The organism is Sphingobium salicis subsp. salicis, from assembly GCF_049472635.1.
Classification (GTDB): Bacteria; Pseudomonadota; Alphaproteobacteria; order Sphingomonadales; family Sphingomonadaceae; genus Sphingobium; species Sphingobium yanoikuyae_A.
Genome location: NZ_JAYRCS010000001.1, coordinates 868,073 through 888,161, shown reverse-complemented (window position 1 = coordinate 888,161; position 20,089 = coordinate 868,073). Strand labels below are relative to the sequence as shown.

General features: G+C 64.1%; 20 protein-coding genes. 13 read left to right on the top strand and 7 right to left on the bottom strand.

The genetic code is table 11. The features are described from left to right. Positions 1-12: 12 nt before the first annotated feature. From VHN57_RS04395 to VHN57_RS04375, 5 genes are all read left to right on the top strand, one after another. Positions 13-618, top strand: coding sequence for a hypothetical protein (locus tag VHN57_RS04395; protein WP_037507498.1), 606 nt, complete (start codon positions 13-15; stop codon positions 616-618). 65 nt (positions 619-683) lie between these two features. After that, on the top strand, positions 684-1,058 hold the full coding sequence (locus VHN57_RS04390; RefSeq protein ID WP_136187674.1) for a phage holin family protein: 375 nt from the start codon (positions 684-686) through the stop codon (positions 1,056-1,058). Further along, the gene (locus VHN57_RS04385) at positions 1,055-1,378 is read left to right on the top strand and encodes a hypothetical protein (RefSeq protein ID WP_278986524.1); all 324 of its coding nucleotides are present in this window, start codon (positions 1,055-1,057) and stop codon (positions 1,376-1,378) included. Before VHN57_RS04390 ends, VHN57_RS04385 begins: the two co-directional genes overlap by 4 nt. After that, positions 1,371-2,024, top strand: a complete 654-nt coding sequence (locus VHN57_RS04380) for a hypothetical protein (RefSeq protein ID WP_004211790.1) — start codon at positions 1,371-1,373, stop codon at positions 2,022-2,024. The genes VHN57_RS04385 and VHN57_RS04380 overlap by 8 nt, the downstream gene beginning before the upstream one ends. Before the next feature lie 104 nt (positions 2,025-2,128). Continuing rightward, complete coding sequence (locus VHN57_RS04375; RefSeq protein WP_004211788.1) at positions 2,129-2,350, top strand: DUF4170 domain-containing protein; 222 nt, start codon at positions 2,129-2,131, stop codon at positions 2,348-2,350. 63 nt (positions 2,351-2,413) lie between these two features. On the opposite strand, the gene VHN57_RS04370 is transcribed toward VHN57_RS04375, so the two are convergent. From VHN57_RS04370 to carA, 5 genes are all read right to left on the bottom strand, one after another. Further along, entirely contained in the window at positions 2,414-3,073 is a 660-nt protein-coding gene (locus VHN57_RS04370; protein WP_069335868.1) for a rhomboid family intramembrane serine protease, read from the bottom strand. Between the two features lie 4 nt (positions 3,074-3,077). Next, a complete protein-coding gene (gene greA / locus VHN57_RS04365; RefSeq protein WP_004211784.1) occupies positions 3,078-3,554 on the bottom strand; it encodes a transcription elongation factor GreA in 477 nt (158 codons plus the stop codon). 81 nt (positions 3,555-3,635) lie between these two features. Then, positions 3,636-6,971: a carbamoyl-phosphate synthase large subunit gene (carB, locus tag VHN57_RS04360; RefSeq protein WP_278986528.1), complete on the bottom strand. Its 3,336-nt coding sequence runs from the start codon at positions 6,969-6,971 to the stop codon at positions 3,636-3,638. Positions 6,972-7,029: 58 nt separating this feature from the next. Beyond that, positions 7,030-7,398 (bottom strand): ribonuclease E inhibitor RraB, encoded by a 369-nt coding sequence (locus tag VHN57_RS04355; RefSeq protein ID WP_017501335.1) that lies wholly within the window; start codon positions 7,396-7,398, stop codon positions 7,030-7,032. Then, the gene (gene carA / locus VHN57_RS04350) at positions 7,395-8,573 is read right to left on the bottom strand and encodes a glutamine-hydrolyzing carbamoyl-phosphate synthase small subunit (protein ID WP_278986529.1); all 1,179 of its coding nucleotides are present in this window, start codon (positions 8,571-8,573) and stop codon (positions 7,395-7,397) included. Before carA ends, VHN57_RS04355 begins: the two co-directional genes overlap by 4 nt. Before the next feature lie 153 nt (positions 8,574-8,726). On the opposite strand from carA, the gene VHN57_RS04345 reads away from it, so the two are divergent. The 7 genes from VHN57_RS04345 to VHN57_RS04315 all read left to right on the top strand — a co-directional run bounded on the left by VHN57_RS04345 (position 8,727) and on the right by VHN57_RS04315 (position 16,742). Beyond that, positions 8,727-9,179 (top strand): GatB/YqeY domain-containing protein, encoded by a 453-nt coding sequence (locus tag VHN57_RS04345; protein ID WP_423282880.1) that lies wholly within the window; start codon positions 8,727-8,729, stop codon positions 9,177-9,179. Positions 9,180-9,243: 64 nt separating this feature from the next. Continuing rightward, positions 9,244-9,627, top strand: coding sequence for an endonuclease domain-containing protein (locus tag VHN57_RS04340; protein ID WP_278986455.1), 384 nt, complete (start codon positions 9,244-9,246; stop codon positions 9,625-9,627). Beyond that, entirely contained in the window at positions 9,624-11,513 is a 1,890-nt protein-coding gene (gene dnaG / locus VHN57_RS04335) for a DNA primase (protein ID WP_278986456.1), read from the top strand. Before VHN57_RS04340 ends, dnaG begins: the two co-directional genes overlap by 4 nt. Positions 11,514-11,556: 43 nt before the next feature. Beyond that, the gene (gene rpoD / locus VHN57_RS04330; RefSeq protein WP_004211766.1) at positions 11,557-13,596 is read left to right on the top strand and encodes an RNA polymerase sigma factor RpoD; all 2,040 of its coding nucleotides are present in this window, start codon (positions 11,557-11,559) and stop codon (positions 13,594-13,596) included. Positions 13,597-13,816: 220 nt separating this feature from the next. After that, entirely contained in the window at positions 13,817-14,500 is a 684-nt protein-coding gene (locus tag VHN57_RS04325) for a DUF6975 family protein (RefSeq protein ID WP_004211764.1), read from the top strand. 99 nt (positions 14,501-14,599) lie between these two features. Then, positions 14,600-15,445, top strand: coding sequence for an AAA family ATPase (locus VHN57_RS04320; protein ID WP_097382627.1), 846 nt, complete (start codon positions 14,600-14,602; stop codon positions 15,443-15,445). Positions 15,446-15,695: 250 nt separating this feature from the next. Next, complete coding sequence (locus VHN57_RS04315) at positions 15,696-16,742, top strand: hypothetical protein (protein WP_278986458.1); 1,047 nt, start codon at positions 15,696-15,698, stop codon at positions 16,740-16,742. A 60-nt stretch (positions 16,743-16,802) separates the two neighbouring features. Here VHN57_RS04315 and VHN57_RS04310 read toward each other — a convergent pair whose 3' ends face one another. After that, positions 16,803-17,720, bottom strand: a complete 918-nt coding sequence (locus tag VHN57_RS04310) for a DUF3617 domain-containing protein (RefSeq protein WP_278986460.1) — start codon at positions 17,718-17,720, stop codon at positions 16,803-16,805. 74 nt (positions 17,721-17,794) lie between these two features. On the opposite strand from VHN57_RS04310, the gene VHN57_RS04305 reads away from it, so the two are divergent. After that, positions 17,795-18,649 (top strand): DUF817 domain-containing protein, encoded by an 855-nt coding sequence (locus VHN57_RS04305; protein ID WP_278986461.1) that lies wholly within the window; start codon positions 17,795-17,797, stop codon positions 18,647-18,649. Here the strand turns inward: VHN57_RS04305 and VHN57_RS04300 are convergent. After that, complete coding sequence (locus VHN57_RS04300) at positions 18,637-20,001, bottom strand: methyl-accepting chemotaxis protein (RefSeq protein WP_172438601.1); 1,365 nt, start codon at positions 19,999-20,001, stop codon at positions 18,637-18,639. The two genes, VHN57_RS04305 and VHN57_RS04300, sit on opposite strands and share 13 nt — an antisense overlap. Positions 20,002-20,089 lie beyond the last annotated feature (88 nt).

The following is a 20,089-nucleotide window of genomic DNA, read 5'->3' as shown; positions in this document are numbered from 1 at the left end:
AGACTTTGGACAATGGCCGACACCCCGGAAACCCCGCCCGTCAAGCGCGCGAAGAAGGCGGTTGCCGCCAAGGCGAAGCCGGCGTCGACCAAGGCCTCCACCCCGGCCGTCAAGGCCGCGCCGGTGAAGAAGGCCGCCACCCGCAAGGCGCCCGCAAAGCCCGGAAACGGGGCAGCCCATGGCTGGTCCGCACAGATTGCGCCGATCAAGGCGCAGGCCGAAAAGGCCGCCAAGGCCGCAACCGACAAGATCAATTCGGTCGACTGGAAGGCGCATATCGACCCGATCAAGGAACAGGCCGGCAAGACCGCAAAGTCTGCGGCGAGCAGTGCCAAGGACAAGACCGGCTCGGCCATGCAGAGCCTGTCGAAGCTGATTGCGGATACCGCCGGCACGGTCGATGCGAAGCTGGGCCCGCAATATGGCGACTATGCCCGCCAGGCAGCGGAATCGGTGGCCAGTGCCGCAGATACGCTGGATAGCAAGGACGTCGACCAGTTGATGACCGAGGCGCGTGATTTCGTGCGCAAGAGCCCGGCCGTTGCCATCGGCGCTGCCGCCGTGGTCGGCTTCGTGCTGATGCGCCTTGCCAAGGGATCGTCCGACAGCGACGCCTGACGGACGCAAGACAGGATTATCGTGACGGCTAACCGCAGGCCCCGGTTCACGGGGCGGAGGGGCAATTGACGCAGGAACCAGCGGATACGGTGGCAACGCCGCAGACCGAGGGGAATGAGGAGTCTGTCCGCGCGACATTCGCCCGCCTCTACACCGATGGCCGTGCCTATGTGCAGGCGGAGGTCGAGCGCCAGAAGCTGCGCGCCGGCATTGCCGGCGCCGGCATCCGTAATGCCGCGATCCTGGGGATCGTAGCCCTGATGCTGCTGTTCGCCGCGATCGTGACCCTGTTGATCGGGTTGGTGATTGCGCTGTCCGCGATGATCGGGCCGCTCTGGGCAACGCTGGCGGTGTTCGGCGGCGCCGTACTGATCGCCGTCCTGCTGCTGCTGCTGGCCAAGGGACAGATCAGCCATATGTTGAAGACGATCAAGTCATGAGCCGGGAACAGGCCTATCTCGAAGCGACCGAACGCGCGGTGCATCTGCGTAGCAAGGCGGTCCTGAGCCTAGCCGATGCCCAGGCGCGGATCGCACCCGATCGGCTGAAGGCCGATGTCGAGGCGAAGATCACGGCGACTGCGCTCGACGGCGTCGCCTATGTCGGTGCCAAGGTGCGCCAGCGGCCGGTTGCCACCGGCGCGGCCGCAACCGGCATCGTCCTGTTTCTCTTCCGCCGCCCCCTCACGGCACTTTTCGGACGCCTGTTCGTTCGACTGAGGAACCGTAACACGGAAATTTCGGAGATTGATGATGGCTGACATCCGCGCCCAACTGACCCGCGTCCGCGAAGCGGCCAATGACGCCGCCGGCAGCGCAACCGACATGATCAAGGACAGCACCGGCAAGGCGCGCGAGAGCGCCGGCGAACTGATCCAGACCGGCAAGGACAAGGCGAGTGAAGCCTATGGCGACGCGCGCGATCGGGGCCAGCGGGTCGCTGCCCGCGCCAACGAGATCATTCAGGAGCATCCGGTTGCGGCTGTGGCCGGCGCGGTGGCGGCAGGCGCGGTCATCGCCTGGATGTTCCCCAAGAGCCGGAAGGTGATGAAGGCGCTGCCGGGTCTGGCCGCCACCGCCGGGGCACGCGTGCTGGAAGCCGCCGCCACCGCGCGCACGGCTGCGAGCGAGAATAGCGAGTCGCTGCGCCACAATGCGGGCGAAGCGCTGGCCAGTGCGCGGGACAATGCCGGTGAAGTGCTCAGCAAGGCCCGCGAGACGGCAAGCCATGCGCTGTCGAGCGCCAAGGAAAGTGCCAGCGACACCGCTGCAGCGGCGCGTGACGCTGCGGCATCCGCCGATCTTGGCGGCAAGGCATCGAAGCTCGCGGACGAACTGGTCGCGCTCGTCTCCACCCGCGTCGAGGCGCTGGGCGACGCGATCAAGGCGCGATTGCCGAAAAGCTAATCGCGATTGCCGCAAACGCAATCGACACACAGGCCGCTTTCCTTGGCGGATCGCAGGGACGATGCTAAGGCACCGCGATCAGTCAAAGGAGAACATATAACGCCATGAGCAAGATGCATCTGGTGATGGGCGGCCGCGTAACCAACCCGCAGACGCTGGAATTCCAGGACCTGAGCAAGGTCGACCTGGTTGGCGTCTTCCCCGACTATGCCTCGGCCGAAAAGGCCTGGCGCGGCGCGGCGCAGCGCACCGTCGATGACGCCGAAATGCGTTATGTGATCGTCCATCTGCACCGCCTGCTGGAGCCTGAGCTGCCGGCAGCCTGATGGCCCGTTTCGGGCGAGACCGGATCATGCCCCGGTTTCGCCCGAACACAGTTTATCGAATGATCAATTGATAGCCTGGGGCCGTTTGCGGAAGCGCCAGCGCAGCAAGGGCCGGGTCAAGGCCAGCCCTGCCAGGAAGCCGCCGATATGCGCGGCAATCGCGATCTGACCCAGATCGCCCAATCCCCCCGCCGTCGCCACGCCGATCATCAGCTGGATCGCGATCCACGCGGCCGCCAGCCACAGCACCCGCACGAAATTGGCCGACAACGGCCCGATCCGCCGCACCTGTTGCTGGCTGTAGAGCAGCGCATAGGTAGCAATGATAGCAGAAATGGCGCCGCTCGCCCCGACCATCGGATTGATCGATTCCGGCGTGATCGCCCATTGCGCGAAGCAGGCGGCATAGGCACCGACGACATAGAGGATCAGCGTGCCGGTGCGGCCCAGCACATGCTCGACCTGCCGCCCGCAGAAAAGCAGCATCAGCAGGTTGAAGGCGATATGCAGCCAGCCGGCATGGACGAAGGTGCAACTGAGCGGCGTCAGCCACCAGGGCACCGCCGCCATGCCGTCCAGCAGGCCGGGATTGCCAATGCGGGCGGGCATGAACCCGCCCAGCAAGGCCGCATTGTCGATCTGCCCGGTTGCCAGCAGCAACAGGAACAGGACGAACGTGACCAGCGCGATCGCGTTGGTCGTGCGTCCGGCAGGCAGTTTCACGGGATCAGATGAACGCGATCTTGTCGACCAGGTAGAATTTGTCGCCCGACGGGACCGACACTTCCACCTCGTCACCGACCTCGCGGCCGATCAGCGCACGGCCCAGCGGGCTGTTATAGCTGATCATGCCCGCCTTGGCGTCCGCCTCGGCCTGGCCCACGATCTGATATTTGACCGGCTTGTCATCCTCGTCCAGCAGGGTCACGGTCGCGCCGAACACGATCTTGTTACCCGACAAGGTGGTCGGATCGATGATCTGGGCGCGCGACAACTTGTCTTCCAGGTCGGAAATCGTTGCCTCGACCTGCCCCTGCCGTTCCTTGGCGGCGTGATACTCGGCATTTTCCGACAGGTCGCCGTGGGCACGAGCTTCCTCGATGGCGTCCACGATCAGAGGGCGCTCGGCCTTCAGTTCACGGAGCTGCGCATTGAGCTTGTCATAGCCCACCTGCAGCATCGGCATCTTCTCGACGGTCGCCATTATTGCAAATCCTTCGTCAAAACTTCCCTTTGGCGGCGCCGAACGTGGCGCCACCCGCAGCATGCTTCCTGGTGAAGGGGATCAGGCGTGCGACGCAGGATAATAGGACTGGAGCGAGCGCACTTCAAGGGCGCGGTCCCGCAAAGCCTCGATTGCGTCCGCCGCAGCGACGCTGGCGGTCGCGGTGGTGAAACTTGCAATCTTTGCGCGTAGAGCACTGGTGCGGATCGCCTTGCTGTCCTTCAGGGACTGCCAGCCTTCGGTGGTGTTGAAGATCAGCTGCACGTCGCCATCGGTGATCCGGTCGACGATGTGCGGGCGCCCTTCGGCCACCTTGTTCACATGCTCGACGGCGATCCCCTGACCTTCCAGATAAGTGGCAGTGCCGCCGGTCGCAATGATGGTGAAGCCCATGCCCGCCAGCTTCTGCACCGCCGGCAAGATCACCGGCTTGTCGCTGTCCTTGACCGAGACGAAGACGGTGCCGCTGGTCGGCAGCACGGTGCCCGCGCCCAGCTGCGCCTTGGCAAAGGCGGTCGCGAAATTGCTGTCGATGCCCATGACTTCGCCGGTGCTCTTCATTTCCGGCGAGAGCACGGGGTCGACGCCGGGGAAGCGGTTGAACGGGAAGACGGCTTCCTTGACCGCGACATGGTCGATCGCGTTGCGATCGATCTTGGGCAGATCCTTGATCTTTTCACCGGCCATGACGCGCGAGGCGATCTTGGCGATCGGAGTGCCGATCGCCTTGGCGACGAAGGGCACGGTCCGGCTGGCGCGCGGATTGACCTCGATCAGATAGACGATGCCATCCTTGACCGCGAACTGGATGTTCATCAGGCCACGGACCGACAGGGCACGGGCCAGCACTTCGGTCTGGCGCTCGATCTCGGCAATCACCTCGTCCGACAGGCTGTAGGGCGGCAGCGAGCAGGCGGAGTCACCGGAGTGAACGCCCGCTTCCTCGATATGCTGCAGCACGCCGGCGACGACCACATCGTCGCCGTCACACAGCGCGTCCACGTCCACCTCGACCGCATCACGCAGATACTGGTCGATCAGCACCGGGGAGTCGCCCGACACCTGCACGGCGGTGGTGATATATTCTTCGAGCTGGGCCTGACCATCGACGATTTCCATGGCGCGACCGCCAAGGACATAGGACGGACGCATCAGCACCGGATAGCCGATGCGGTTGGCGACCGCGATCGCCTCTTCGCGGCTGCGGGCAATGCCGTTGGCCGGCTGGCGCAGCTTCAGCTTGTCGATCAGCGCGGCGAAACGCTCGCGATCCTCGGCAAGGTCGATCGCGTCCGGGCTGGTGCCCAGGATCGGGATGCCGGCATCTTCCAGCGCCTGCGCGAGCTTGAGCGGCGTCTGGCCGCCAAACTGCACCAGCACGCCGGCCAGCGTCCCCTTCGACATTTCGACATGCAGGATCTCCAGCACGTCTTCGGCCGTCAGCGGCTCGAAATAGAGGCGATCAGACGTGTCATAGTCGGTCGACACGGTTTCCGGGTTGCAGTTGACCATGATCGTCTCATAGCCGGCTTCGCTTAGCGCGAAGCAGGCATGGACGCAGCAATAGTCGAACTCGATGCCCTGGCCGATGCGGTTGGGACCACCGCCCAGGATGACGACCTTCTTGCGGTCGCTGGGCTGCGCCTCATTCTCCGGCTCGCCGAAGATCGGGGCTTCATAGGTCGAATACATGTAGGGCGTCTTCGCCTCGAACTCGGCGGCGCAGGTGTCGATGCGCTTGAACACCGGACGCACGTCCAGCTTGTGGCGCAGGCTACGCACTTCATCCTCGGTCACGCCGCCGGTCATGGCGACGACGGCATCGTGGATCAGGCCGCTGCCGCGGGCGACGCCGCGCTCATTGCCGCGCAGATTGGCGGACTTGAGCGCCAGCCAGGCAAGACGCTTGTCGGAAAAGCCCATGGCCTTGAGGCGGCGCATGCCGTCCGCGTCGCGCGGCAGGCCATGTTCCAGCACCTCATTCTCGGCCTCGACGATTTCCTTGAGGCGCTCCAGGAACCAGGGATCGAATTTGGCGATATTGTGGATTTCCGCGACGGTCAGCCCTTCACGAAGGGCTTGCGCAGCGACCAGCAGGCGATCGGGCGTCGGCTGTGCCAGGGCGGCGATGATGTCGTCCTTGGGCGCGCCGACCAGATGATCGACCTGGTTGAAGCCGGACAGGCCGGTTTCCAGACCGCGCAGCGCCTTCTGCATCGATTCATGGATGTTGCGGCCGATCGCCATGACTTCGCCAACCGACTTCATGGCGGTGCCCAGCAGCGGCTCGGCGCCCTTGAACTTTTCGAAGGCGAAGCGCGGGATCTTGGTCACGACATAGTCGATCGTCGGTTCGAACGAAGCCGGGGTCGCGCCGGTAATGTCATTCTCGATCTCGTCGAGCGTGTAGCCGACGGCCAGCTTCGCCGCGACCTTGGCGATCGGGAAGCCGGTCGCCTTCGACGCCAGCGCCGAGGAGCGCGACACGCGCGGGTTCATCTCGATGACGACCAGGCGGCCGTCCTTGGGATTGACCGCGAACTGGACGTTCGACCCGCCGGTTTCGACGCCGATCTCGCGCAGCACCGCCAGGCTGGCGTTGCGCATGATCTGATATTCCTTGTCGGTCAGCGTCAGCGCCGGCGCGACGGTGATGGAGTCGCCGGTATGGACGCCCATCGGATCGACATTCTCGATCGAGCAGATGATGATGGAATTGTCGTTGCGATCGCGCACGACTTCCATCTCATATTCCTTCCAGCCGAGGAGCGATTCCTCGATCAGGACTTCGGTGGTCGGCGAGGCATCCAGGCCGCCACGGACGATGTTCATGAACTCGTCGCGATTATAGGCGATGCCGCCGCCGGTGCCGCCCATGGTGAAGCTGGGGCGGATGATCGAGGGAAGGCCGGTGAACTCCAGCGCTTCCATCGCCTCTTCCATGGTGTGGGCGATGCGCGAGCGGGCCGATTCCAGGCCGATCTTGTCCATGGCGTCGCGGAACTTGATCCGGTCCTCCGCCTTGTCGATCGCTTCGGCGTCGGCGCCGATCATCTGGACACCGAACTTCTCCAGCGTGCCGTCGTTGAACAGCGCCAGCGCCGTGTTCAGCGCGGTCTGGCCGCCCATCGTCGGCAGCACCGCATCGGGCCGCTCCTTCTCGATGATCTTCGCCACGATTTCGGGCGTGATCGGCTCGACATAGGTCGCGTCGGCAAATTCCGGATCGGTCATGATGGTGGCCGGGTTGGAATTCACCAGGATGATGCGATAGCCCTCTTCCTTCAGCGCCTTGACCGCCTGCGTGCCCGAATAATCGAACTCGCACGCCTGGCCGATGATGATCGGGCCGGCACCGATGATGAGGATGGAGGAGATGTCTGTGCGCTTGGGCATTATTTGGCCTCTGATTTACAGTTGAAGGCGCTCACGCGCACAATTTGAATAATGGCGGTCAATGCACGCCCCCCGCCTGCGCCTCGCAGCCCCAGCCGTCATATTCGACGCCGCAGAGGATTTCGATCTGGAGGCATTTGCGCGTCAGCGCGCGGATCGAGGCTTCGTCGACCGGCTGCACGCATTCCAGGAACAGGAACAGGTCGCCTTCCTCATCTTCCTCCCGGTCCAGTTCGACGAAGCCGAACTGGCTGGCGATGGTCAGGACGCGCTCGAAATCCTTCTCGCTGCCCCGGAAGCTGACATCCACGGGCCGCGCGAGACGCGCGACGTCGCCATTGCGCTTGAGATTGGCGAGGACTTGCCTGTCCGCCTCCCACTCTGCGGCGAGGCGCGCTTCGTCAACCGGGGGCAGATTCTGGCTCACGCGGCGACCGCACCCTTGAGGCCATCGACGAACTTCTTGAACAGGTAGAAGCTGTCCTGCGGGCCGGGCGAGGCTTCGGGGTGATACTGGACCGAGAAGGCATTCTTGTCGGTGAGTTCGATGCCGCAATTGCTGCCGTCGAACAGCGAGACATGGGTCGAGCGCGCATTGGCCGGCAGCGTGTCGACATCGACGGCGAAGCCATGGTTCATGCTGGTGATCTCGACCAGACCGTCCGACAGGCGCTTGACCGGATGATTGGCGCCGCGATGGCCCTGATGCATCTTGATCGTCTTGGCGCCGACGGCGAGGCCCAGAAGCTGGTGGCCAAGGCAAATGCCGAAGACGGGAATGTCGGCGGCCAATACCTGCTGAATCACCGGCACGGCATATTCGCCGGTCGCGGCCGGATCGCCAGGACCGTTCGACAGGAACACGCCATCGGGATTGAGCGCCTTGACCTGGTCAAAGGTCGCGGTAGCGGGCAGCACGGTGACGCGCGCGCCGGCCTTCACCAGATTACGGAAGATGTTGTTCTTCGCACCATAATCGATGGCGACGACATGGGGGCGTTCCTCGCCCGCTTCATTGAGGCCATAGCCATGGCCGATGGTCCAGATGCCGTCCTTCCACAGGCGGCTTTCCTTGCCCGTGACTTCGATGGCGAGGTCCATGCCTTCAAGGCCCGGCCAGGCGGCCGCCTTGGCCGCGAGCGCGGCGATGTCGAAATTGCCGTCGGGATCATAAGCGATGACGACGTTGGGCGCGCCCTTCTCGCGGATCAGCCTAGTCAGCGCGCGGGTGTCGACACCGGCGAGGCCGATGCGGCCCTTGTCCTTCATCCACTGGTCGAACGGTTCGACATTGCGGAAATTGCTGGGCGCGGTGACGTCCTGGCGCACGATGCAACCCAGCGCATAGGGGCTGTCGGCTTCGACGTCGTCGAGATTGGTGCCGACATTGCCGATATGCGGGAAGGTGAAGGTGATGATCTGCCCGGCATAGGAGGGATCGGTCATGATCTCCTGATAGCCGGTGATCGAGGTGTTGAAGCAGAGTTCGCCGACCGCGTCGCCGACCGCGCCGAAGCCGCGACCGAAGACGGCGGAGCCATCGGCAAAAACCAATACCCCTGTCGCTCCTTTGGGCACAATGAGGGTCTTGGCGTCAGCCATGGTCTGCGGTCCTTTATGCTTTTGCGGGAACCCGTCTGGTGCGGGTTAAACGGCCGGTCACCTATTCCCGCAACGCGTGAAGGTCAACGTCTGTTAAAAATCTCTTTTCGCATTATATCTACTCCTTTCCCGAGAAACAGGATTAATTCGCCCATGATTCGCGACACCATCAAGAGCGCCCAAGTGGAGTCCATGAAGGCCGGCGACAAGGATCGCCTGGCTGCCGTGCGCCTGATCCTGGCCAAGCTCAAGGATCGCGACATCGAACTGCGCACTGCCAGCAGCGTGCCCGACGACGACACCGTCGTCGTGGAAGTGTTGCAGAAGATGGTGAAGCAGCGTCGCGAATCGATCGACATGTTCAAGAGCGGCGGCCGCGACGAACTGGCAGCCAAGGAACAGGCCGAGTTGGACGTGATCGAAACCTTCCTGCCCGCGCAGCTGAGCGAGGACGAGACCCGCGCCGCGATCGAAGGCATCAAGGCCGAGATCGGCGCGGAAAACGTCAAGGACATGGGCAAGGTGATGGCCGTGCTCAAGGAACGCCATGGCGCCGTGATCGACATGAGCAAGGCAAGCGGGCTGGTGAAGGCGGCGCTGAGCTGACCTTTCGCTCGTAACTTCCCCTCCCGCTTGCGGGAGGGGTCAGGGGAGGGCATGTTCATGACCGATGGACAAAGGCTATGCTCGCCCTACCGCGAAAGCCCGCGCACTGCGCAATAATGCCACGGAAGCCGAGCGCGTTCTGTGGCAGGTTATCAGCGCCCGCAAGATTTCCGGCATCCGCTTCAACCGTCAGGTGCCAATCGGTCCTTTCATCTGCGATTTCGTAGCCCGCGCGATCGGCCTGGTGATTGAGGTGGATGGCGGACAGCACAATGATGCCGTCGACGCTGATCGGACGCGCCATATCGAAGCACGAGGCTTTCGCGTGATCCGTTTCTGGAACAATGATGTTCTTGGCAATATCGAAGGCGTGACTGAGGAAATTGAACGGGTGATTGCGGACATGCCCTCCCCCAGCCCCTCCCGCATGCGGGAGGGGAGATTTTGACCCTCACGCCCCAATGGCTGGACGAGCTGCGCGCGCGGACGTCGCTTTCGACGTTGATCGGCAAGACCGTGAAGGTGCAGAAGGCGGGCCGCGAGTATAAGGCCTGCTGCCCCTTCCATAACGAGAAGACGCCCAGCTTCACGATCAACGACGAGAAGGGCTTTTATCACTGCTTCGGCTGCGGCGCGCATGGCGATGCGATCCGCTGGATGACCGACCAGCGCGGCCTGCCCTTCATGGAGGCCGTGAAGGAACTGGCGGCAACCGCCGGTATGGAAGTGCCCGCCGCCGATCCGCGCGCAGCCAAGCGCGCCGAGCAGGCCAAGGGGCTGCATGACGCGATGGCAGCGGCGCAGAACTTCTTCGAGGACCAGCTTGGCGGCATCGACGGCGGCGACGCCCGCGCCTACCTCGCCAAGCGCGGCATCACCGACGCGACCCGGCGCACGTTCGGCTTTGGTTATTCGCCGGATTCGCGTGGCAAGCTCAAGACATCGCTGCGCGATTTTGGCGAGCCGATGCTGGTCGAGGCCGGCTTGCTCATCGACCCTGACGGCGAACGTGACACATATGACCGTTTCCGCGGTCGCCTCATGCTGCCGATCCGCGACATTCGCGGGCGGGTGATCGCCTTTGGCGGCCGCATCATCGGCCAGGGCGAACCCAAATATCTGAACTCGCCCGACACGCCGCTCTTCGACAAGGGGCGCACCCTCTACAATATCGACCGCGCCTCCCCCGCCAGCCGGCAGAGCGGCCGGGTGATCGTGGTCGAGGGCTATATGGATGTGATCGCGCTGGCCCAGGCCGGTTTCGGCGATGCGGTCGCGCCGCTCGGCACGGCGCTGACCGAGCATCAGATCGAACGACTGTGGAAGATGGTCGAGGTGCCGATATTGTGCTTCGACGGCGATGCCGCCGGGCAGAAGGCGGCGATCCGCGCGGCGACCCGCGCCCTCCCCCTGCTGCGCCCTGGTCACAGCCTGGCCTTCGCCACCCTGCCCGCCGGGCAAGACCCCGACGACCTGCTCCGTGCCGAGGGGCCGCGCGCGATGGACACCGTGCTGGCTGGCGCACAGCCGCTGGTCGATCGGCTGTGGGAGCATGAGCAGAAGGTCGGTCCGCTCGACACGCCCGAACAGAAGGCGGCGCTCAAGCAGCGGCTGGCCGCCCATAGCGACTCGATCCAGCATCCCGACGTCCGCGCGCTCTATGCCCAGGCATTCCGGGAGCGTTATGATGCGCTCTTCTTTGCCCGGCCCGATCGCTTTGGCGGCGGCCAGCGTGCCCCGCGCGGCGCAGGCGGCGGTGGCGCCCGCGCCGGCTGGCAGCGCGACAAGAAGGGCAATTGGAAGCCCCCCGTCCCGCCCGCCGGCAACGAGGCGCGGGAGATCGGCGCGAGCGGCATGGAACATCGGCTGCTGCGGGCGATATTGGCCAGCCTGCTGCGCGATCCGGAGCAGATTATCCTGCACCGCGAGACGCTGTCAGGCCTGCGAATCGGCGATCCCGCGCTGGCGCGATTGCTGGATGCGATGATCGCCGCATCCTTCCGCAAAGAAACAGTTGAAACGCAGGCCCTCCTTACCATATTGGGGCAAGGTGACTTGTATAATATGGCTAAGGGGATGCTCCGGGCCGATACGTTCACATTCACCCCACATAGGATGACAACCGACCCCAGTCGCGTGCAACGCGACCTGGACGAGGCCATCCGGGTGATGGCGCAAGGACCGGAGCTGGAAACGGCGCTGGCGGAGGCTACTAGACGGTTCGAGAGCGACTTCAGCGAAGAGAATTTCGCTGAACAGCAGCGCGTCCGCGCGCTGAAAGCCGATCACGACAGCCGCCTGGCGGAACTGGCGCAGTCCGAAGACATTGTTTGATTGAGGCTCGTTCCTGTCGGGACGACGGAGTTAAGGCGAATAGATGGCGACCAAGGCGAACAGCAAGAATGGCGGGATGGGCGATGGCGAGGATGGCGATGCCCCCCTGCTCGACCTCAACGAAGCGTCCGTCAAGAAGCTGATCGCCCGCGCGAAGAAGCGCGGCTACATCACCTATGACGAACTGAACGACGCCCTGCCGCAGGACCAGATGTCCTCCGAGCAGATCGAGGACATCATGTCGGCGCTCAACGAAATGGGCGTCAACATCGTCGAGAATGAAGAGGCGAGCGAAGACGGCGACGAGCAGCGCGAGCGCGAGGAAGCCGACGACGCCGACGATGATTCGAGCGACGATGACGGCCCCAAGCTCGTCACCGAGAAGAAGAAGGAAACGGTCGATCGCACCGACGATCCCGTGCGCATGTATCTGCGCGAGATGGGCGCCGTCGAACTGCTCAGCCGCGAGGGCGAAATCGCCATTGCCAAGCGCATCGAGGCCGGCCGCGACACGATGATCCTGGGTCTGTGCGAAAGCCCGACCACCTTCAACGCGATCATTGAATGGTCGACCGCGCTCAATAATGGCGAGATGCAGCTGCGCGAGATCCTCGATCTCGACGCCATGCTGTCCAAGGATCCTGCTCCTGAAAATATGGAGGAAGGCGCCGAGGATGATGATGGCGAGATCAGCGAGAAGACCGCCGGTCCCAGCTTCAAGGAAGAGGAAGAGCCGGAGGAGGAATCCGCCGACGGCGACGAGGACGAGGATGGTGCGCCCCGCGCCCGCCGCGAAGAGGACGAGGAAGAGGACAACACCCTGTCCCTCGCCCAGATGGAAGAAACCTTGAAGCCGATGGCGCTGGAGAAGTTCGCGACCATCACCGAAATCTTCCGCGCCTTCTCCAAGGCCCAGGAATCGCGCATGGTCGCCATGGCCAATGGCGAGAGCCTGAGCCAGAAGGCCGAGGACAGCTATCATGAGCTGCGCGAGCAGCTGACCGCCGAGGTCGAGAGCGTTCAGTTCCACCAGCAGAAGATCGAATATTTGGTCGACCAGCTCTATGCCTATAACCGGCGCCTGACCGCGCTGGGTGGCCAGATGCTGCGCCTGGCCGAGCGCCACAAGGTCAGCCGCAAGGACTTCCTTGAGCGCTATATGGGCCATGAGCTGGACGATGCCTGGCTGGAAAAGGTTCAGGGCCTCGACAAGAAATGGGCTGCCTTTGCCGCTGCCGAAGGCCGCGCGGTCGAGCGCATCCGTAACGAAGTGAGCGAGATCGCCCAGGCGACCGGCATGTCGCTCAGCGAATTCCGCCGCATCGTGAACATGGTGCAGAAGGGCGAGCGTGAGGCCCGCATCGCCAAGAAGGAAATGGTCGAGGCGAACCTGCGCCTCGTTATCTCCATCGCGAAGAAGTACACGAACCGCGGCCTGCAGTTCCTGGATCTTATCCAGGAAGGCAATATCGGCCTGATGAAGGCGGTCGATAAGTTCGAATATCGCCGCGGCTACAAGTTCAGCACCTACGCCACCTGGTGGATCCGTCAGGCGATCACCCGTTCGATCGCGGACCAGGCGCGGACCATCCGTATCCCGGTCCACATGATCGAGACGATCAACAAGCTGGTCCGCACCAGCCGTCAGTTCCTGCACGAGCAGGGCCGCGAGCCCACGCCGGAGGAAATGGCGGAACGCCTCTCCATGCCGCTGGAGAAGGTGCGCAAGGTGATGAAGATCGCCAAGGAGCCGATCTCGCTCGAAACGCCGATCGGCGACGAGGAAGACAGCCATCTGGGCGATTTCATCGAAGACAAGAATGCGATCATCCCGGTGGATGCCGCGATCCAGGCGAACCTCAAGGAAACGGTCACCCGCGTCCTTGCCAGCCTGACCCCGCGCGAGGAACGCGTGCTGCGCATGCGCTTCGGCATCGGCATGAACACCGACCATACGCTGGAGGAAGTGGGCCAGCAGTTCAGCGTGACCCGCGAGCGTATCCGCCAGATCGAGGCGAAGGCGCTGCGCAAGCTGAAGCACCCCAGCCGCAGCCGCAAGATGCGCAGCTTCCTCGACCAGTAAATCCGGTCAGATTATCGCTTCAAACAAGGGCCCGGCCGGACATTCCAGCCGGGCCTTTTGTTTTTCAAGACGATAGCATCATTTGTTAACCATAACGGCCTAGACCATTGGTGCCACATTTGCGACCAGCCGAAGCGACAAGTTTAACCCGGCGTTTACGCACCTTGCCCTAGATTGTGCCCAGCGGCGCCCCTTACGCCGTTGCCACAGGGAAATTTCTATGAGCGAAGTGACGGCGCTGCGCCGGGGCGACGATATTGCGCAAATCCTGGACATGCTGGTTCGGGCCGATGGCAGCTATAGCCACAGCTATCTGGCCCAGGCGAGCCAGGATGCCCGCTCGCGCGATGGCCTTGGCCTGCCCGACCTTGCCGATGCCGCTTATTATCTCTGCCTGCTCCATGGTCGCCATCCCGGCGTGATCGACCATGCCGCCACCCGCTCGGTCGACAATGCCGCGCGCCGCTGGCTGATCGAGGCCGCCGACGCCTTTGCGCGGGAGCGCGCCTATCTGACCCAGGTCACCGTGGCTGCTGGCCCCGCCCCCAGCACGGCGGGCCAGAGCAGTTGCGAAACCATCGTCAGTCAGCAGCGCCATGCGCTCGACATGCTGGCCCAGTCCGACCGGCGCGGTTGCGCCATGGGCGCAGCGATCGCGCTGGTGCTGGACTGGCGCGCCGTGCGCAAGCTGCTGGACATTGCCGCGCTTCGTGCGGGCATCGAACCGGTTCCCTGCTCTTTGCCCGATCATCGGGCAACGCTGGACGTGGCGCGCGCCATTGGTGGCGATCCGGCCGTTGATCGCGCGATCCAGTTCGGCATGCGCCAGCTCCTGGCCCAGCATCGCGGCCTGTGGGACGTGCTGGAGGCGCGCGCCGCCATCCGTCGCCAGCAACCGGCCTGATCCATCGCCCCGCCGCTTGCCGCAATGCACAAACGCGTTGCGCCCCAATCCCGCTTTGCCTAGTCCGGTCCTCCAGCAATGATGGAGCGGAAGAAAGCCATGCGCTTTGAGGGCACCCAGGATTATGTCGCCACCGACGATCTGAAGGTCGCGGTCAATGCCGCCGTGCTGCTGCGCCGGCCGCTGCTGGTGAAGGGCGAACCGGGCACCGGCAAGACCGTGCTGGCCCAGGAAATCGCCAAGGCCATCGACGCCCCCCTCATCGAATGGAACGTCAAGTCGACGACCAAGGCGCATCAGGGCCTCTATGAATATGATGCGGTCGCCCGCCTGCGCGACGGCCAGCTGGGCGACGAGCGGGTCCATGACATCGCCAACTATATCCGCAAGGGCAAGCTGTGGGAGGCCTTCACCTCCCCCACCCTGCCCGTCCTGCTGATCGACGAGATCGACAAGGCCGATATCGAATTTCCCAACGACCTGTTGCAGGAACTCGATCGCATGGCCTTCCATGTCTATGAGACCGGCGAGACGGTCGCGGCCAAGGAACGGCCGGTCGTCATCATCACCTCGAACAACGAGAAGGAATTGCCCGACGCCTTCCTGCGTCGCTGTTTCTTCCACTATATCAAGTTCCCGGATCGCGAGACGATGCAGGCGATCGTCGATGTCCATTTCCCCGGCATCCAGAAGATGCTGGTCAGCCGGGCAATGGACATTTTTTACGACATTCGTGAAGTGCCCGGCCTCAAGAAGAAGCCCAGCACCAGTGAATTGCTCGACTGGCTGAAGCTGCTGCTGAACGAGGATATGCCGCTCGACGTGTTGCAGAATGCCGACCCGACCAAGGCGATCCCGCCGTTGCACGGCGCGCTGCTCAAGAATGAGCAGGACATCATGATGTTCGAGCGCCTGGCCTTCATGGCGCGACGCCAGGGGCGCTGAGGCCACCCGCCAGCCTTGCCGAATCGCGATCCTGACATTGACCGCACCCGGCCCGGTCGTGGCCGAAGGCGTCATCCGGACCGATGCTGCGCCGCAATAGGCCTGTCACGGCCCGCAATTGTGGCAATTTCCGGGGCAAATAGCACCGGCAGCGTGAAGGCGGCTTGCGCCCCTGCGGAATCCGTGATTTCCTGATCCTCTGTCATTCAAGGCCGCGCCAAGACGGTCTGGATCGAGAGAGAGGATGCCAATGCCCCGACGTGCGTTGTTCCTATGTTCGATGGCCCTCTGCCTGGCCCTGCCCTCGCTGGCGCAGGCTGCGGACGATATCGAGGCATGGACGCCCAGTGATACTGCCATACGTGCCACCGCCGCTGGCATCAGCCTGCCGCAGACGGTCGCCAGCCTGTCGCTGACCAAGAGCGGCGAAGTATCGAACGGCGGCAAGGGCATCGACAATTACGCCCAATATATTTCGCAGGATGGCGCCGTCCAGGCGACCCTTTATGTCTATCTGCCCGCCTATGCCGACGCTTCGCTTGCGGCATACATGACCGACAAGGCGGTGATGGAGCGGTTCGGCGGCAAGACCCATCGCACCGCCTATGACAGCGTCGCCGCGGGCGGCCGCGCGGGCACGGCGATCCGCGCCGTCTATGACGATGCCGCCGATGGCGCGCTGACGACGGCGGCCGCCTTCGCCCATGTCGGGCGCTGGATGGTGAAGCTGCGCGTCACCGGGCCGACCGAACGCCGCGCCGAAGTGCTGGCCGGGTTGGACGGCATGCTGGCCGGCCTGAAATTCGACGATGCGACAAGCCTGCACGCGACCAGCCCGGCCAGCTTCGGCGCCTGCCCGGCCGGCGATGGCAGCGACGCCCGCCTGACCAAGGCCGTGCCCAGCGGCACCGCCGGCCAGCCCGTGCCGCAGGAGGTCCGCATCCCGCGCGAGGGCAAGGATAATCTGTGCATTCGCGGCACCGTCCAGACCGCACAGGGCAGCTATGACATGCTGCAGCAGACGGGGCGCAGCGATGGCGCGATCATCGTGCCGGTCGACGATAGCGGCACTGTCCTCGCCTTCGATCCCGCCACCCGCGACCTTGGCTATCAACTGTCGATCCATATGGTCGGCCAGACCGACCTTTACGGCGTCTATGACAAGGTGCCGAGCGGCCGCCAGATCGCCGCGATCCTGGACGGCAAGGATCCCCAGACCGCCCAGGCCGAAGCCACGGCACTTTATGCCGCCAATGGCGAGGTTACGATCAGCCAGGGCGCGCGCAAGCCCAACTGAGGCGGTTTTAGAAAATCCTGGGCGCTCCGGACATTATCCGGAGCGCCCTTTCGCTTCCGATCAGCGGCCGGGGCACACGCCGACGCGTTCCCCCGACAATTCGGTCTTCAGGCTGCCGAAGAAGCGCGGCTTCTCGGGGCCCTTGCCGCGCGGCCCCCGTCCGCCAACAGTCTTGTGTTCGGCAGATGCCTCCAACGCGTCGCCCGTGACCGTTCCGTTCATCCTGCCATAGGAAAAGCCGCCATGCGCACGGCCGCAATATAGTCGCCCCTCGAATTTTCGCCCTGACACAGTGACCCGCCATTGGCGGCATCCATGCGGGCCACCGGCCCCAGCCGGCAGAGGTGGCCCCTCCACGGCATAGCGGATCGCCAGATCATCGCGGCGATCGGGGATGCACGCCTCCCACTGGCGGGTGCCGGGAGGATGATGTCCGGATATGCTGCTTACATAGGTCCCGATCTCGGTAAAGCGCCACAGGCCAGGATTGATGGCATGGCGCGCGCCGGTGACGATGATCGCGTCGGATTTTCCGCCTTCGTCCGCTTGCGCATCCTGTCCGGCAGCGGCGGTTTCAAGCGCGGCTTCGCTCACCAGCGCCGGCAATGTTCCACGATGACTGGCGAGATCATCGATCCGGGCATTGACGCATTGCTTGGCCTCTTCGCGCCTTGTCTTCCCGTCAAGCAGGCATTGCTGCAGCAACATGCAGATCGCCCGGTCGGCGGCCGGCGTGCCGGTCGTCCCGTCGAGATTGCAGGCCTTGAGCCAGGGGCCACGAAGCGCATATTCGATGTTGATGATCTTCATCCGGGCGGCGATCACGACGATCTCGTCCTCGGCCTGCTGGGGCGTATCGGTCCCCAGCGCCGCGCCCGACGCGCCGAGCAGCGCCAAGGCCACACCCCGCGTCCATCGCCGTCCCGCCATCGGCAGCCTCTCCTCATTCTTCTGTCGTTCCGCCAGCTTAACGATCATGCGCGCACTGCAAAGCTTTTTCATCGGGACCGGAATGATTGGCGGCCGGGCCATGGCGCGCTAGACATGGGGGCATGAACGACCCTACGGGCGCGACCCGCTTTGCGCGGATACGCGCCCATCTGGAATCGGTCCGCGTCGCGGCGGGGCCACGCGCCTGGACCTATGAGTTCCTGCTGTTCGGCTTCAAACAGGGCTGGGCCTGCCTGTTCGGCGGACTGATGCTGGCCCTGCTGCTCGCGACCCATCTTTTCTATCCTGCCGGCGCGCCGCTGCATCGCTATGATTTCCTGACCCTGTCGGCGATCGCGATCCAGATCGCGATGCTGGCCCTCAGGCTGGAAAGTCCGCGCGAGGCGCTGGTGATCTGCGCCTTCCACCTGATCGGCACGATCATGGAATTGTTCAAGACCCATGCGGGAAGCTGGGTCTATCCGGAGGCCAGCCTGCTCCATATCGGCCCGGTGCCGCTCTTTTCCGGCTTCATGTATGCCGCCGTCGGCAGCTATATCGCGCGGGTCTGGCGTATCTTCGACTTCGGTTTCAGCCGCTATCCACCGGTCTGGGCGACGGTGCTGCTGGCGAGCGCCATCTATGTCAATTTCTTCGCCCATCACTGGCTGCCCGATGTCCGGATCGCCCTGTTCGCCGCCGCCATCCTGTTGTTCGGGCGCAGCTGGATCTGGTTCACGCCCTGGCGCGAGCCACGGCGGATGCCGCTGCTGCTCGGCTTCTTCCTGGTGGCGCTGTTCATCTGGCTGGCGGAAAATATCGGCACCTTCGCCAATGCCTGGACCTACCCGAGCCAGCGCCATGGTTGGGAGATGGTCAGCCTGATGAAGCTGGGCGCCTGGTATCTGCTGATGATCATCTCCTTCGTGCTGGTCTCGCTGATCCACGGGATAAGGCGGGTGGATCAGATCAGATAGCCGACCTCATAGAGGCCCCAGCGGCGCCCGGCGAAGCGCAGCGGTACGAACACGCTGCGCAACGCCCGGTAGCGCCCCTCCCCCAGATTCTGGCGATAGGTGAAGAGGTAGAAATCATCGTCGCCGTCGAGCGCGCGGCGGGTCTGGGCGTCCATGAAGATTTGCCGGTTGCGGGCATGCTCCATGTTCCAGCGCGGGTCGCCGATGCGCTGCGGCTGGCTGCGCGCGCTGATATGGGTGGGCAGATAGCCGTCCATGTCGATCAGGCAGCAGCCGATGATCGTCGCGTCCTTCGCGGTATGGCGGTCGAGCAGCGGCCGCACCCGCAGATCGGCATAGGCGGTGAAACCAGTCTGATATTGGGTCGGCTCAGACCCCGCGATCGGTCGATGGCTGCGATCGAACAGCGCCTGTTGCGACAGTTCGCCACGGGCCAGCGCATCCTCGATCAGCGCCGTAACCTCGGCCGCGCCATCCTCGGCCAGCGCGATATAATGGCTGTTGCGGGTGCGCAGCCTGCTCTGCGCCGCGGTGTTGAGCATGTCATTGGCCAGGCTCTCCAGCGTCTCGATCTTGTCGCGGGCCATGTCGACACGTCCCGCGCTTTCGGTCGAGGAGCGGCCGAACAGTGCCAGCCCCTGATCCAGCGCCGCGACATGGGCGTCCGCCTCGTCGGTGCAGGCAACGATCGCGCTAGAGCGCTCGCCGAACTGGGTCACCAGCGAGGCGATTTCGGCCATCGACAGGCGCAGTTGGTCGATATGGGTGCCGACGTCGCGGCCGCGCTGGATATTCGCCTCCACCCCGCCAATCAGATGGCGGGCATCGCGGTCGAGCTGGCCTAGCTTGCTGCCGACCGAGGCCGAGGATTCGGCCGCCTGCTCGGCGAGCCGGCGGATTTCCTCCGCCACCACGGCAAAGCCCATCGTCGCCTCGCCGCCGCGCGCCGCCTCGATCGCGGCGTTGACGCCCAGCAGGCGGGTCTGGCGGGCGATCGTGCCAAGCTGGTCGGAAATGCCGCCCACCGCCTCGATCACCTGCAGGAACTGGCGCAAATGGCCTTCGAGGCCGGTGACATGTTCGACCAGTCCCGCCACCTCGCCCAGCGACAGGGTGATGACATCATGCCCCTCGGCAATGATGCGCCCGGCGCGTCCGGCGGTGAGGCTCAACTCCTGGGCCGCCGCCACGCTCTCATTCTGGCTGGCGGTCAGCGTCTGCATGTTTGCCTGCAAGTCCGACAGGCGCGCCGAATCGCCCTGGATCCGGCGGTTCACCTCGCCCAGAAATCCAGCGGTTTCGCTGCATTGCAATGCTATGTCGCCCGACCGTTCCCCCAGGTCAGCCAACAATTCTCCGTTTTCCAAGCCGCCCCCGCAACTTAACTGTCACAATGAATACTGAACTGTTTACCGTGCGGCGCAACACTTAATATTTCGC

Bases quoted from the DNA above. Each gene is read 5' to 3' on its own strand.
- VHN57_RS04395 (WP_037507498.1), top strand. From the start codon at position 13: ATGGCCGACACCCCGGAAACCCCGCCCGTCAAGCGCGCGAAGAAGGCG.
- VHN57_RS04380 (WP_004211790.1), top strand. From the start codon at position 1,371: ATGGCTGACATCCGCGCCCAACTGACCCGCGTCCGCGAAGCGGCCAAT.
- rpoD (WP_004211766.1), top strand. From the start codon at position 11,557: ATGGCGACCAAGGCGAACAGCAAGAATGGCGGGATGGGCGATGGCGAG.
- VHN57_RS04385 (WP_278986524.1), top strand. From the start codon at position 1,055: ATGAGCCGGGAACAGGCCTATCTCGAAGCGACCGAACGCGCGGTGCAT.
- VHN57_RS04310 (WP_278986460.1), bottom strand. From the start codon at position 17,720: ATGATCGTTAAGCTGGCGGAACGACAGAAGAATGAGGAGAGGCTGCCG.
- VHN57_RS04305 (WP_278986461.1), top strand. From the start codon at position 17,795: ATGAACGACCCTACGGGCGCGACCCGCTTTGCGCGGATACGCGCCCAT.
- carB (WP_278986528.1), bottom strand. From the start codon at position 6,971: ATGCCCAAGCGCACAGACATCTCCTCCATCCTCATCATCGGTGCCGGC.
- VHN57_RS04320 (WP_097382627.1), top strand. From the start codon at position 14,600: ATGCGCTTTGAGGGCACCCAGGATTATGTCGCCACCGACGATCTGAAG.
- VHN57_RS04375 (WP_004211788.1), top strand. From the start codon at position 2,129: ATGAGCAAGATGCATCTGGTGATGGGCGGCCGCGTAACCAACCCGCAG.
- VHN57_RS04325 (WP_004211764.1), top strand. From the start codon at position 13,817: ATGAGCGAAGTGACGGCGCTGCGCCGGGGCGACGATATTGCGCAAATC.
- VHN57_RS04345 (WP_423282880.1), top strand. From the start codon at position 8,727: ATGATTCGCGACACCATCAAGAGCGCCCAAGTGGAGTCCATGAAGGCC.
- carA (WP_278986529.1), bottom strand. From the start codon at position 8,573: ATGGCTGACGCCAAGACCCTCATTGTGCCCAAAGGAGCGACAGGGGTA.
- VHN57_RS04340 (WP_278986455.1), top strand. From the start codon at position 9,244: ATGGACAAAGGCTATGCTCGCCCTACCGCGAAAGCCCGCGCACTGCGC.
- VHN57_RS04315 (WP_278986458.1), top strand. From the start codon at position 15,696: ATGCCCCGACGTGCGTTGTTCCTATGTTCGATGGCCCTCTGCCTGGCC.
- greA (WP_004211784.1), bottom strand. From the start codon at position 3,554: ATGGCGACCGTCGAGAAGATGCCGATGCTGCAGGTGGGCTATGACAAG.